This is a genomic window from Psychrobacter raelei, from assembly GCF_022631235.3.
GTDB classification, from domain to species: Bacteria; Pseudomonadota; Gammaproteobacteria; order Pseudomonadales; family Moraxellaceae; genus Psychrobacter; species Psychrobacter raelei.
The window spans coordinates 2222791-2236785 of record NZ_CP093310.2; the positions used below are offsets into that span (position 1 = coordinate 2222791).

Sequence of the window (13995 nt, forward strand, 5' to 3'; positions counted from 1 at the left end):
TTTATGATCAATTGTTTCACCAATTTTAAGCCATTTAATATTACTCATCACTCATAAGATAGTGCTGCTGCCAGTACAAATGACTGTCTTTTAACTTCACAGTGGTTCTACTAAATACTTGACCACCAATATGCCAGGTTAAGGGCTGAAATACGTCAATTAAAGCCGGAGCCAGATACGCTTGAGATGGGGTAATCCAGTGCTGAGCCAAGACTTGATCTGTTTGCTCACACATAAGCGGCCACAACTTGCCAAGCTTGGCCTGCCGGCTACTATAAAAAATCACTGCATTGTGTGCGCTTGGTGCTAAGCTTGCCCCCGCCTTATGCTGAGCATACCTTTTAGGCTTGGCTGTCAGCGCACGCAGATCTTGTTGGTCATGCAGCCAAAATGTCTGCATGCTGCTAAGCTTAAGCGTGCAATCTAAAAGCTGTCTGTCATTAAGCTGTGGCCAGCCGGTAACAGCAGTTAATGACCAGCCGCCCCCCTCCTCAGAGCGGTGCTGCGTCTGCCAGCTTTGGTTGGCCTCACAGCTTTGTGCCAGTAGTGTACTGCCCTGCATCTGAGCTTGTATCATCGTCTTATTAGCGTTAAGGCCTGCCTGCCAATAATATGACAGTGGAATATACTCATCTAATTTAGACACCACAGCCGCCAGCTCAGGGGTATTTGTTTGCACCACCACTCCGGTCAGCTGCTTTATATCTTGGCGCTGTATCTGATCGTACAAAGCGGTTGATATCTGCTTGGTTTGCTCATCAGTTAGTTGCGGGCTCGACTGTAGATAGGCTTTAGGGTAGCCCGATAACAACAGCCAAGCATCTGAATGACTATAAATAATGGTGGCGGCATACTGCAAATTATTTAGATCAAGCACCTTTATGTTTACTGCTTGCGTATCAAGGCTTGTAGCACTTGATTGAGACTCAGCTAAGCGGTGTTGAGCCGTCGTTGAAGCAACACTCATGGCCGCGATCAGACTCAATGGCGCTAGCGCAAGCAATCTGTTAAGCACGCCTTTAGGCAACAAAAATGGCAGTAGCACCATAAACAGCAACAACAGCAGTGAGATATCAAGCTCAGTATAAAGCCAGCCTACTTGCTCAAAACGGGTTTGTAGCTGAAAAAGCAGCTGATGCAAACCATCGAGCAGCCAAAATAAAAAGGACCAGATTTTATCCGGCAACACTGAGCTGCTAGGCCAAGCCGCATACAGCACACCTGCTAACAAATTTAGCGGCACAATCACCCAGCCAAATAGACCAATGGCAAATAAATTAATGACAAAGCCCCACAAAGATACTTTGCCAAACAGCCATAAACTCAGCGGTAATAAAGCCACCGACATCCACATTTGTAGTTTAAATAAGGCCACAACGTGCGCTTTAAGCGTCACCCTTAAACGCTGCAAGACGCCGGTGTTTGTAGCACGACCCACCTCCTGTCTAGAAGAGGGGCTCACCTGCCAGCGCTGACCATAAGCCACCAAAGCTGCGACTGCTATAAAAGATAGCCAAAACCCAGCTTGCCATAATACAAAAATATCGACCCAAGCCATGCCCACTGCTAGCCACAGCAGCACTTTTAAGGTAGCCGGCGCTGCCAACACATAACGCAGCACCCCCACAATAAGTAGTATAAACGCCGTACGCACTGCTGGGACATCAAAGCCTGCAAATAATGCATAGCCAAAGGCGACCACCACAGCGATACCAAACGCCCACTGCCACCGCGGTATGCGAGCATACCAGATAGGCCAAAAGCAAGTAATTATCGTGGTAACTATCCCTGCACACAGCAGGGCCAAGAATAAAACATGGGTACCGGAGATTGCCAATAAATGGGATATCCCTGCAAAGCGATATAAGCCGCTCATCTCTTGACTGATTAAACTGCGGTCACCAGTGAGCAGGCTTAAAGTCACCGCCAGCCCTTGCTGTGGATTTATTTGCTGAGGATCGCGTGCCGTGCGCTGCTGCCTTAATGCCAAAAAGTGCTCACGCAATAAAAAACGCTGCTGATTAATTGTCTGGGGCACACTAAGCTTAGGGTTGATGAATGCTTTTTTAACATCAGCATGGATAAGCTTTGCCTTTGCAGTGGCATGGCGGCTACTTAGCCAACGATACTCATCGAAGTCCTCTACCTCATCATGCGCTTTAAATTCAATAGGAGTAAGCGCTAAAGACATGGTCAGCTGCTGATTGGCTGCCAGATCATTGAGCCACTGCTGCTGACCGCGATAACTTTGTAACATCACTGTCATACTACTGGGTAAGCGGCTTTGGGCAGGTGCGTTAAGGGTTAACGCTTGGGTCTTTGAAGTGTTTTGACTGACAGAGTTTTTGTTCGGTATTTTTTGAGTGGGATTGGCCAGATAAAATGGATTGTCTAATTGAGTAACGCCTTGCTGTGAGGCAGTGGCAGCCATAGAGTGATACGGGCGTATATTGGTTAAGCGTACCAATTGGCGATAGCCTTGCGCCACCTGCTTTTTTTGAGGGTTTAACTTTGGGTTTACGCGCCCCTCAGAGGACAGTGACACTGCTTTAGCAGCCTCAAAGGTGAGCCTTTTGTCACTTAAGCCAATAGGCGTAACCAAGGCGTTGATATAGAGGGGCCTTGTCGGCGCCTGCTCAATGGCGCTCAGACGCTGTGCCACACTATGATATAACGTAGCTGACCAAAACAGACCCACAGCAATTAAGGTTAATAAAGCGGGCATAATACCTGAAACAGTTGGCTTTTTAAAAATCTTAGGCAGCGCAACAAATGAAGGTAAAATTGAGGGTTTAGCAAAAGCTGAGGAGTTAGTGGTAGTGGCGAGCGCAAGCAGATAAACTGAGTGATTCACAACCAAAGAGGGCGCTTTAGTATAAGACGCAACTTGAGTATAAGGCGCAAAAGGCAAAAGCTGCGGCTGGGCAGCTACGCCGATTGAATGAGACAACCGGCGCCTATGCCAAGCCATATATCCATAGCGCAGTAGCCACACCAGCGCTAAACCGATAAGCTGCACATAACTGGCGTACTGCCAACGTTCTGCTCCGACGTCAGGGGCTAGTTGATACCCCATCAATAACAGCTGATCAGGCGTCATCTGCAAAATGGCCAACATCAAAACCAGTGCCACAAGTGCCATTAGCCAAATCAACTACCTATCCTTATTATTGTCTATCGTGACTTTCTTAGCAGAAGCGTACAACAATCATAAGGCAGCTAACATAAAAGCCTAATCCGAAAACGCTTCCCACTTACCGTTTTTTAGCAGCATTTGACGATCGGCCATGGCCGCCAGATTTCTGTCATGAGTGACCATAAGGAGTGCCGTTTTCATGGTGTCTTGAAGCTCAGCCAACAGCGCAAAGATACTTTGGGCATTGTCATAATCTAAGTTACCTGTCGGCTCATCCGCTAAGACGAGCGAGGGCTTGGTGACCAAGGCTCGAGCAATGGCTACCCGCTGACGCTCCCCGCCAGACAACTCACCAGGGCGATGCTCTAATCTGTGCCCAAGCCCCACTCGCTCAAGCAAGTCCACGGCCTGCTGGCGCGCCTCTTTAATAGGCACCTCTTTACGTAGCAATAGCGGCATGGCCACGTTCTCAATAGCGGTAAATTCGGGCAACAGATGGTGAAACTGATAAATAAAACCTAAGTGCTTATTGCGCATCTCACCGCGCTCAGTTTCGTTCATATTATTTAAACACTGACCATGTAGCCATACTTCACCTGAGCTTGGTACATCAAGCCCGCCCAATAAATGCAGCAACGTACTTTTGCCTGAGCCACTGGTACCTACAATGGCAATGCGCTCACCGGCTTTAACGGTTAAATTAAGCCCGGTCAACACCTGAGTGCGGATATTGCCCTCATCGTAGATTTTATTAATATCTTTTGCGACTAAAATTTCTGACATACTGTTTTCTCAATACCTATTTCTAAGGCCACCTCTGAGTTTATATAAACCCAATGAGCAGCGGCTTATTTTTATTTATTCGTAGCGTAAGGTTTGGGCCGGCTGAATATTGGCTGCTCGGCGAGCGGGATAAATGGTCGCCAAAAAGCTCAATAAGAATGAGGTGCTGGTAATGATCAGCACATCTAGCCAGCGCAGCTCTGTGGGCAGATAATTGATAAAGTACGCATCAAATAGATGTAGGTTAAATGCTTGGTTGACCCAGCCTAGCAAATCGCCAATGGTCAGTGCCAAAATCACCCCCAAGATAGTACCCGCTACCGTACCAATGACACCGATAACCAGCCCTTGTACCATAAATACTTGGGTAATGAGTTTTGGAGAGGCGCCAAAGGTCTTTAAAATTGCAATATCCGCTTTTTTATCAGTTACCAGCATCACCAAACTTGAGACAATATTAAAGGCGGCGACGATGATGATTAAAAACAGCAATAACCCCACCATGGCCTTCTCCATTTGGATTGCACCAAATAAATTGCCATGAGTACGTGTCCAGTCATTGGGAAACAGCTGCTGCGGATTGATTTTAGCAGCACGCTGAGCCACTTGAGGCGCTAAGAAAATATTATCAAGCTTCATTCGAATGCCTTGCGCACCCTCAGGTAAGCGCAAAAGCGTCGCCGCATCACCCATAGGAATAAACGCCACTAGGTTATCTACTTCACGGCTAATATTAAACACGCCCGTTAAGGTAAAGCGCTTAAAACGAGGAATAACGCCTGCAGGCGATGGCGACGCTTCTGGCAATACCAAAGTCACCTTATCACCCACTTGTAGGCCCAAGGCCTCCACCATACTCTCACCAAGCACAATACTAAAGTCGCCATCTTTTAGGGTGTCTATGCTGCCCTCAACCATGTGCTCATTGATGATAGAGACATTTTTTTCATACTCAGGCTCAACCCCAGTGACCATAATGCCGGCCACCTGACCATTAGAAGTTAACATGCCTTGTAGCTCAATAAAGGGCGCCACTGCATGTACTTCGGGGTCTTTTTTAATTTCATTGGCGAGGTTTTTCCAATCAGGGATAATCTCCGCTGAAGTGACGGTCGCTTGGGGCACCATACCCAAAATCCTGGTCTTAAGCTCCCGATCAAAACCGTTCATGACGGACAAGACCGTAATCAATACTGCGACCCCAAGGGTCAATCCCACCATAGAGATTAATGAAATTAATGAGATAAAGCGGTTACTACGCTCAGCGCGCGTATAACGTAATCCTAAAAATAAGGCTAATGGACGAAACATAATACAGGCTCTTAACCTATTCGGTAATAAATAATAGGTGATGACTAAAATGAGAAGTGAAGGACACAACAAAAACCCATAGTTTGACACAAACAGCGCTAACTTGGCTATGCTTGATTGCTGCAGTTACTTTATTATAACTGTCTGTGTTTTTAATTTTAGACACAAAAAAAATATTATTTTTTTATCTAAGCTTGGCTATATTAACCCTATGATCTTGTATTCAAATAAGTTGCCCCTATTTAGTTAATATAAGAGCCTGTTGCTTGGCTCACGATATATCTTATTTTTTAGTTAGCTTATTTAACTTATATACTAAGGCGATATCACATATCCTTAGGTAATAACAGACCTTTAGCAAAGATGTAGCCACTCCTTAAAGCCAACCATCAAAAGTATAAACATATTATGACCACTCAAACTTATAAATATAGCCAACATCCCGACACCCGCCCAGTGACTATTGCCTTAACAGCTGAACAGACAGCCGGTCATGGCGATCACTGGCGCATTTTAACTGACAAGGTAGAGGATGATGTGCCCAACTGGCTAAAAAGCTCTATTGATGACGCCACCATTGCTGCAGGTTTACATGCTTCGCTTACCAAAGACAGCTTATCAAACCTTTTGCTGTCGTGTAATCACATGTGCCATATCAATCAGGTACTGGCCATGAAACAGGGCAAACCGCAAAACTTTATTAACGCCTATCCTTGTGTTAATAGTCCTTACGGCCTCACCTGCAAAATTGAGCGCATCATCGCTAATGAGGATACTCAAGATGCCGTACTGCGCTTAGTTAGCGAAGATGGCAGCGTGATTTATGCCTTCGACCAGATGTATACTGTGAACCAGTCTTTATACCGCCAAGATCAGCAGTATTTCGTGAACTTTAGCGCTTGGGCTTACTCGATTAAGCCAAGCAGCAAAGATGAGATCATTTTGGTAGAAGATCCAGAAGCCATCCGCTACCACCGTGCCTATAATGATATTGTCGCTAACAATAATGGTGTGATTCCCCAAGATTTAGACCAACAAATAGAGCAGTGGCAACCTGATAGTGACGAAGCTTTGGCTCCGGTTGAGATTAATCTAGGCAATATGTGTGCCTACTTATTTGGTGAAACCTTAGGCCAAGAAGATGAGGCTTGGTGCCAAGGCCAAGTGTTAGGCAAGCAGCAAGAGACGTTATATGATCGTCCACTGACTGTTTTTGATGTGGCCATTTTGCGTGAGCCAGACGCCGATCCTTTTGTGGTACGTATGGCAACACCCACTACAGCTGAAGTTAGTGCTATTGAAGTCAATGATTACATTCAGGCCAATATTTGGCTTCAAGCGGCCATTTATTATGAAAATCAAAATAATGCAGTTTAATGTTTGATTAACTTAAATGCTTTAAGATATTGAATAAAAATAGCTCAGTAGACACACTGGGCTTTTTTTATGAAAAGATAAGCATAAGGTGAAAATTTTAGCCAAAAAAAGCCTCATAACACATTCTGATACAAAAAAGATTGCCCTTGTAATAATTGCAACAAAGACGCTGTTTACAATGTTAATAAATTCAGGTTAGTATTAATCAACTTCTCTACAATGAAAGAAAATAAGTCATCGTGTCTTATCCCTTTCATAATTGTGTGCCTATGAAAGTCTCTACGCCAAACAAAACCTTTACTACGGCGCCCGCAACCCTACCTTTTTCTGCTTATTCAGCTAAGGCGGAGCATAGTATTATGGGTAATAGTACTGTGAGCCATAACCTTGTGCTTCAAAGTAACACCTTGCAAGCGGTAGACAAGATGTCTGCTCAAGAAGATGTTACCTCACCTTTAAAAACATCAGCTCTAGAAACAGTGCCTTGCGTTACTATCAAACCCTCCAAACTGTATGCCAAGACGCCTGATACAGACTTGCTGGCCACTCAAAATTTATACTCTAGTAACCAATCAGCTTCTAATGATTCAACACCTCAACAGCCCTCCTCTACGTTAGCTGCTTTTTCTAGTAAAGAGGTTCAGGTTGGCTCAGTCTCTAACCCTGATGCGCCTTTATCAGCCCCTACTCATGCCCATGGTATTTTTGCCACTCAGCCTAATCTTCATCAACACATTAAGCTAATCTTTGGTGCCAAAGTTGCTGACTCTATTAGCATCATGTCAGTAAGCTTTTTACTCTCAGGCATGCTACTTATGTTTTATTTAGTGCATTTAGCCTAGTTATTGCTTAATTGAGCCGTTTCAACAGCTGCACTGATTGTTGAGATTTTTATGACACAGTGGCTCATTAAAAATCCTGACAAAAAAAGAGCTTAGAAATTATCCTAAGCTCTTTTTTTTGCTGTTAATTTAAAAGCTATTAGCCTTGCTCGGTCATTGAATAGATTTTTTTGAACAGCTCTTTTTGTTCAGCCGAAGGCTTGGTGGTCTGTAGCGCCATGACCTGGCCCATATCACCATCAATACGGATTTTACCTGACATGAAGGCATTCATCGCTTCATTCATATCGCCTTTTAAAGCGATTGCTTTTAAAGTCTCTTCATCGATATTAATTGTGGTATTGGCATCTGACGCACCTTTTTTTAAGACACCGTCCACCAAAGAGGCATCTACATCGCCATTGGCGGTATTCGTGACCTTTAAATTAAGCTTCATGTTTGCTAAAGCTGGCGGAAGATTTAACTCTCCTGCTTCTTTGGTTAGACGATCAACTTCGTTAAACCATTCATCTGTTAAAAAAACTGCCATAAAATTCTTCCTTTTCAAATAAAAAATAGAGTTAACCTAAAAATAAAGTTAAAATATCACTTATGGGACCTTTTTATATAACTATTTATCTATTAAGTTATATAGTCAGGACAGTAACATTGATACCCGTTATTTAAGAGCAAACTTGTCATTGCTCGCTTTAATCACTATAGCAATTAATAGCTATAGAAGAAATAAGCTTAAGTAAGTAGCCATCGAAATTGTAGCAAAAAATAAAAAAGGTACGGTGTGTTTTTAAATGCACAGCTCACTTTATTGTTACAAATATATCGATAGCATCACCCAATCTTAAGCGAATCTTAGATAAATCTTTATATCAAGCCCTGGCTACTGCACAGATTCTTGAAGATTACCCATAAAAATTTTACGGGTTTTTTTGTATTTGACTGTTTCGTCAGATGATATTTTGTATCCTATGCGTTACAATAGCTTCATATTTAGATAACATCAGGTATAACAGCCAAACAAATGAGAGGGTTACTGTCACATTTACCCCTCATAAGTTGAGCCATTATTAACTTTAATTGCTGCAATAGTGTCTACACCAGGCGTGGTTTTGCTCCTGCCTCCTTATTCAGAATTAAGTTCTTTTTCAGGCTCTTTTTGGTTGAAACCTTTGATACTTAAGGCTGTAAAGGAAATATTCCAATGAGTATAAATAACACAGCAGTCTCTCCAGTCGATCGTGATTACGAAATCACTGTTGTCAGATATTTTACTATCATGACAATCGTCTGGGGGATTATAGGCATGAGTCTTGGGGTGTTTATCGCCTCACAGTTAGCTTGGCCTGCCCTTAACTTTGATATCCCCTGGCTAACTTTTAGCCGTTTAAGACCGCTGCACACTAACGCGGTTATTTTTGCGTTTGGTGGTTCTGCTTTATTTGCAACTTCCTACTACATCGTACAGCGTACTTGTAAAACCAGACTTTTCGCGCCTTATTTAGCGTGGTTTACCTTCTGGGGTTGGCAAGCCGTTATTGTGTCTGCGGTTATCACCCTACCTTTAGGTATCACCTCTACTAAAGAGTATGCGGAACTTGAGTGGCCAATTGACATCTTAATTGCTGTTGTTTGGATCTCTTACGCTATCGTTTTCTTCGGTACACTTATTAAACGTAAGACCTCACATATCTATGTGGCGAACTGGTTCTTTGCTGCTTTCATTATCACTATTGCTTTACTTCATATTGTAAACAGCATGGCCATTCCACTAGGCTTATTTAAGTCGTACTCATTATTTGGTGGTGCTACCGATGCTATGGTTCAGTGGTGGTATGGTCACAACGCAGTAGGCTTCTACTTAACGGCAGCCTTCTTGGGTATGATGTACTACTTCGTACCGGTACAGATTGGCCGTCCTATTTATTCATACCGTCTATCTATTGTACACTTCTGGGCGCTTATCGCCTCGTACATGTGGGCTGGTGGACACCATTTACACTATTCAGCACTTCCTGACTGGACTCAGTCTTTGGCGATGGTTTTCTCTGTTATCTTATTCGCACCGTCATGGGGTGGTATGATTAACGGTGTACTAACGCTTTCCGGTAGCTGGGACAAATTACGTACTGACCCTATCATTCGCTTCTTGATTGTTGCTTTATCGTTCTACGCGATGTCAACTTTCGAAGGCCCAATGATGTCTATCAAAACTGTGAATGCTTTATCGCATAACACTGACTGGACAGTAGGTCACGTACACTCAGGTGCGCTAGGTTGGGTAGGTTTAATTACCATGGGTTCTTTATATGTGTTAATCCCACGCATATTTAATAAGCCTAAAATGTACTCTATTAGTTTAATTAATACTCACTTCTGGCTTGCAACTGCTGGTACGATTTTCTACATCGTTTCTATGTGGATTTCAGGTATTGGTCAAGGCATGATGTGGCGTCAAACAAACCCAGATGGAACGCTTGCTTACAACTTTATTGAAACAGTAACGTTCTCACATTATCCGTACATCGGTCGTGCCTTTGGTGGTTTGTTATACGTCAGTGGTATGTTTGTGATGGCTTATAATGCTTATAAGACGATCAAAATGCCAAGTGCTCGTCCTGTGGATGAAGCCGATCCAACAAATCATAGCCCCATCGTCAATGATGACGAAGACACTCAGCCTGTTAACGTGTAAACCAGCAATCGCTTAAGGAGATATCATGGCGGGTACAGCTCATGAAATAATTGAAAAAAACACAGGCTTGCTGGTCATCTTTATTGTTATTGCAATTAGCTTTGCAACACTAGTAGAGATCGTTCCACTAATTTTTGATACCAAGTCTGGTGAAGAAGGTGGGGTAAACCAACCCCTCCCCACTATGCAACCTTGGACAGCGTTGGAGCTTGAGGGGCGTGACATTTATATCCGTGAAGGCTGTCATGTGTGTCACACACAAATGATTCGTCCTTTACGTGCAGAAGTGGAACGTTACGGACCTTACTCTCGCGCTGCTGAATCTGCTTGGGACCATCCATTCTTATGGGGCTCTAAGCGTACAGGTCCAGACTTAGCACGTGTGGGTCAACGTTACTCTGACGATTGGCAGAAAAAACACTTAATCGACCCACGTTCATTGGTGCCTGAGTCAGTTATGCCTGGCTTCCCATGGCTTGCTAAGCAAGAAGTGGATGGCAGCAAAGTACAAGATAAAATGCGCTTATTCCGTGACCGATTTGGTGTACCTTACACTGAAAAGGATATCGAGAATGCGCCTGACCAAGTTTTAGGTGCAACAGAGCTTGATGCTCTTGTGGCTTATCTACAGCAGCTTGGTACTGCAATGGAGGGTCAACGCTAATGAGTATCAGTGACCTACAAATTATTGCAACTGTGACAGCATTTATTGCCTTCATCAGTATTGCATGGTGGGCCTATTCACCTAATAACAAGAAGCGTTTTGAAGAAGATGCACAGCTTGCGTTGGATGATGAGCTGGTCAGCTCTTTAGCCGCTAATTCACGCAATAAGGATAAAAAATGAGCATATTTTGGAGTTCATGGATTACCATCTTAAGTTTTGGCTGCTGGCTATTCATTCTTGGTGTGCTCCTTTTCGTTCTGCGCAATAAGCCAGATCTTGCAGAAGACGGCACCACCGGTCACACTTATGATGATGTTATTCAAGAATACGACAAGCCGCTACCTAAGTGGTGGCTGGTAATTTTCTTCGGTAGTATTGTTTGGGCACTAGCCTATTGGCTACTATTCCCAGCGATTTTCCCAAGCCATTTCCACGGTTTATCAACCGTAGAAGTTGAGGGCAAAACTGTGCCTTGGAGCTCACGTAACGAGCTTTATAGTGATTTAGAAGCCAACAATAAAATCTTTACCGACAACTTTAACACTAACTTTTTGCCTAACCCGACTGCCCAAAAGCAATTAGCCAGCCTTGCGGCATTGCAAGTAAAAGCTCCGGTTAAGTCTGAGCGTCCCTCTGAGCTTAACGATCAGATTGATGCAGGTATTGTGGCTTTAGCGCCTTATGTTACTGAGCTTTCAGGCAACCAAAAAGCGTTAATGGCAGGTGAGCGTTTGTTCTTACAGAACTGTGCAGTATGTCATGGTTCTACAGCGCAAGGTGCTCCTGGATATCCAAACTTAACAGATAATGATTGGTTACATGGTGGCAAACCTGAAAACATCCTATTAACCCTACATAATGGTTGGCATGTTAACCTTGACCCTGCTCAGCCTCTACCTATGCCAGCTCAGCGTGCTGATCTTGGTGAACAAGGGGTTCGTGCTGCTGCTGAATATGTGTTATCAATCTCGAAAAACCAAGAAAAAGGTGAGCTTGATCCGGTTAAAGTGGCTCAAGGTAAAGCAATTTTTGATGAAAAATGTTTTATCTGTCACGGTGCAGATGCTAAAGGTACCATCGCAGCTGGTGCTCCTAACCTAACCGACGGTATCTGGTTGTATGGCGGTGATCGCGAGACCATCCAAGAGACCATCCGTCACGGTCGTGGTGGTGTGATGCCTGAATGGGAAACTAAGCTAGGTAACGAGCGTATTATGCTATTGGCCGCTTATGTTTATTCACTGTCTCACAATAACGTGGTAGCCAACGCACCTGCAGCTGCTACTAGCAAATAGCTGTCAATTTTATTAATTGTTAAATTGGTGTCAGAGACGAACACATAAAGGGGGCTGTTAATACAGCCCCCTTTATTGGTTTATGCGCTTTAAAACTTAATACACTCTTTGACACTAAAAATAATAGGTTGCCCCTTCAACTTAAACATACATTTTGATTGTATTTTTAGAACAGAGTAACTATATAATAGTCACCTGAACAATAAAGGTCGGCCACACCAGCCCAATCAGTTATATCCATATGTATTAACAATCAACAAGTTAATTTGGCTTTTAAGCGAAACCTATGAATCAATGTTAAAATAGTATCTAAGGCTCTAGAGATATCCACTTTCTCGTTGCTTACCTTTTGCCAGCATAATGATTCTAAATATTAGAGGTACATTTATGTCAGCCCCCTCCCCCCAAAAAATCCCAGTCCATGATGTAGATGCCACAAAAAAACGCATCCACCCCAGATTTACTGATGGTTTTTATCAGCGCATACGTCTTATTAGCATGTATGCGTTATTAGCATTGTTTTTAATTTTACCGTGGCTAAAATACGATGGTCGCCAAGCCATCTGGTTCGACGTGCCAAGCCAGCATTACTATATTTTTGGCTTGACCTTATTTCCACAAGATTTCTTCTTTGTGGCGGCCTTCTTCATTATTGCCGCCTTTACCCTGTTTATGGTCACTGTGTATGCTGGCCGCGTTTGGTGTGGTTATGCTTGTCCTCAGACCATTTGGGTTCACCTTTTTCAGCATGTCGAAAAATGGGTTATTGGGGATAGAAACAAGCGTATCAAGTTCGATAAAGAGCCTAACTCTGGTAGTAAAATCTCTAAAAAACTGCTGATTTATCTGATTTGGTTCTTGATGTCAGTACTCACCGCCACGACCTTTGTCAGTTATGTGGCCGGTACTTCTGTCATGTACAGCAGTTGGCAGTCTTTAGGGGGCATTCCTTTTCCTGATTGGCCAGGTTGGGTTTGGGTATCGATGTTTATCTTTACCTTTGCCACTTATGCTAATGCCGCCTATATGCGCGAGTTTATGTGTATCCACATCTGCCCTTACGGCCGCTTCCAAAGTGTTATGTTCGATAAAGACACGCTTATCGTATCGTATGATTATAACCGTGGTGAACCGCGTGGAACCCGTAAAAAAGGCACCCATCCTGAGCACTTAGGTGACTGTATCGACTGTACGATGTGTGTACAAGTATGTCCTACAGGTATTGATATCCGCGATGGTCTGCAAGTCGAATGTATTCAATGTGCTGCTTGTGTCGATGCTTGTAATGAGGTCATGGATAAAGTGGGCTATCCTCGTGGGCTTATTCGCTACACCACTGAGCGTCAATTGGTTGAAAAAGAGCCTAGTCGCTATTTACGCCCAAGACTATTTGCCTATTTACTGTTATTATCTGTACTCGTTGGTGTTATGGCTTATGCACTTATTGGCCGTGTTCCACTACAAATTGATGTACGTGGTGACCGTAACCAGCTATCCTCAATGAATGCTGAAGGGCAAATTGTTAATAGCTATATCATTAAAGTGACTAACAAAACCCAGCAGTCTCACGAATACATGCTCTCTATCGATGCCCCTGAAGGCTTAAGCTTAGTTACCCGATTTGCAAGCTTACCTCTTGATGCCGGTGAAAGTTATGATATGCCAGTCAGTGTGGTGGCCGATCCTAAAGTACTCGACCAAAAAGAGATCCCTGTGGTATTTAATGTAGATAGTAAAGATGGTAATTATCATGCTTCGCGCACTAACGTCTTTACCTCTCAAGGTCAAAAGTAGACAGCCAATAACATTGTTAAATTAAAACAGCGCCGCTCAGCTCTCAGTAGCTGAGCTAGTCGCTAAAAATCGCCAGCTTTATAGGCTTTGTGCTTATGGGTT

Annotated in this window: 11 protein-coding genes; 7 read left to right on the forward strand and 4 right to left on the reverse strand. The window is 43.5% G+C overall.

Translation table 11 applies throughout. The features are described from left to right. Positions 1-40 precede the first annotated feature (40 nt). The 3 genes from MN210_RS09385 to MN210_RS09395 all read right to left on the reverse strand — a co-directional run bounded on the left by MN210_RS09385 (position 41) and on the right by MN210_RS09395 (position 5230). Entirely contained in the window at positions 41-3154 is a 3114-nt protein-coding gene (locus tag MN210_RS09385; RefSeq protein ID WP_338412104.1) for a ComEC/Rec2 family competence protein, read from the reverse strand. A 78-nt stretch (positions 3155-3232) separates the two neighbouring features. Then, positions 3233-3919 carry a lipoprotein-releasing ABC transporter ATP-binding protein LolD gene (gene lolD / locus MN210_RS09390; RefSeq protein ID WP_011960956.1) on the reverse strand — a complete coding sequence of 229 codons (687 nt, stop codon included), beginning with the start codon at positions 3917-3919 and terminating at the stop codon, positions 3233-3235. Positions 3920-3994: 75 nt separating this feature from the next. Then, a complete protein-coding gene (locus tag MN210_RS09395) occupies positions 3995-5230 on the reverse strand; it encodes a lipoprotein-releasing ABC transporter permease subunit (RefSeq protein WP_011960957.1) in 1236 nt (411 codons plus the stop codon). Between the two features lie 408 nt (positions 5231-5638). Between MN210_RS09395 and MN210_RS09400 the strand changes: the two genes are divergently transcribed. Next, positions 5639-6607 carry a hypothetical protein gene (locus MN210_RS09400; protein WP_011960958.1) on the forward strand — a complete coding sequence of 323 codons (969 nt, stop codon included), beginning with the start codon at positions 5639-5641 and terminating at the stop codon, positions 6605-6607. 269 nt (positions 6608-6876) lie between these two features. Next, a complete protein-coding gene (locus MN210_RS09405) occupies positions 6877-7449 on the forward strand; it encodes a hypothetical protein (RefSeq protein ID WP_241878357.1) in 573 nt (190 codons plus the stop codon). Between the two features lie 139 nt (positions 7450-7588). Here the strand turns inward: MN210_RS09405 and MN210_RS09410 are convergent, their stop codons facing one another. Further along, complete coding sequence (locus MN210_RS09410) at positions 7589-7978, reverse strand: SCP2 sterol-binding domain-containing protein (RefSeq protein WP_011960960.1); 390 nt, start codon at positions 7976-7978, stop codon at positions 7589-7591. Between the two features lie 669 nt (positions 7979-8647). Between MN210_RS09410 and ccoN the strand changes: the two genes are divergently transcribed. The 5 genes from ccoN (at position 8648) to ccoG (ending at position 13893) form a co-directional block, all read left to right on the forward strand. Then, positions 8648-10138, forward strand: coding sequence for a cytochrome-c oxidase, cbb3-type subunit I (gene ccoN / locus MN210_RS09415; RefSeq protein ID WP_110816818.1), 1491 nt, complete (start codon positions 8648-8650; stop codon positions 10136-10138). 25 nt (positions 10139-10163) lie between these two features. Then, entirely contained in the window at positions 10164-10802 is a 639-nt protein-coding gene (ccoO, locus tag MN210_RS09420; protein ID WP_011960962.1) for a cytochrome-c oxidase, cbb3-type subunit II, read from the forward strand. Beyond that, positions 10802-10984, forward strand: coding sequence for a cbb3-type cytochrome oxidase subunit 3 (locus tag MN210_RS09425; protein WP_110816819.1), 183 nt, complete (start codon positions 10802-10804; stop codon positions 10982-10984). Before ccoO ends, MN210_RS09425 begins: the two co-directional genes overlap by 1 nt. Beyond that, positions 10981-12099 (forward strand): cytochrome-c oxidase, cbb3-type subunit III, encoded by a 1119-nt coding sequence (gene ccoP / locus MN210_RS09430; RefSeq protein WP_110816820.1) that lies wholly within the window; start codon positions 10981-10983, stop codon positions 12097-12099. The genes MN210_RS09425 and ccoP overlap by 4 nt, the downstream gene beginning before the upstream one ends. Positions 12100-12486: 387 nt before the next feature. Then, positions 12487-13893 (forward strand): cytochrome c oxidase accessory protein CcoG, encoded by a 1407-nt coding sequence (ccoG, locus tag MN210_RS09435; protein ID WP_011960965.1) that lies wholly within the window; start codon positions 12487-12489, stop codon positions 13891-13893. The last annotated feature ends 102 nt before the right edge of the window (positions 13894-13995 follow it).

Coding starts and splice junctions, on each gene's coding strand:
- lolD (WP_011960956.1), bottom strand. CDS start 3,919: ATGTCAGAAATTTTAGTCGCAAAAGATATTAATAAAATCTACGATGAG.
- MN210_RS09395 (WP_011960957.1), bottom strand. CDS start 5,230: ATGTTTCGTCCATTAGCCTTATTTTTAGGATTACGTTATACGCGCGCT.
- MN210_RS09400 (WP_011960958.1), top strand. CDS start 5,639: ATGACCACTCAAACTTATAAATATAGCCAACATCCCGACACCCGCCCA.
- MN210_RS09405 (WP_241878357.1), top strand. CDS start 6,877: ATGAAAGTCTCTACGCCAAACAAAACCTTTACTACGGCGCCCGCAACC.
- MN210_RS09410 (WP_011960960.1), bottom strand. CDS start 7,978: ATGGCAGTTTTTTTAACAGATGAATGGTTTAACGAAGTTGATCGTCTA.
- ccoN (WP_110816818.1), top strand. CDS start 8,648: ATGAGTATAAATAACACAGCAGTCTCTCCAGTCGATCGTGATTACGAA.
- ccoO (WP_011960962.1), top strand. CDS start 10,164: ATGGCGGGTACAGCTCATGAAATAATTGAAAAAAACACAGGCTTGCTG.
- MN210_RS09425 (WP_110816819.1), top strand. CDS start 10,802: ATGAGTATCAGTGACCTACAAATTATTGCAACTGTGACAGCATTTATT.
- ccoP (WP_110816820.1), top strand. CDS start 10,981: ATGAGCATATTTTGGAGTTCATGGATTACCATCTTAAGTTTTGGCTGC.
- ccoG (WP_011960965.1), top strand. CDS start 12,487: ATGTCAGCCCCCTCCCCCCAAAAAATCCCAGTCCATGATGTAGATGCC.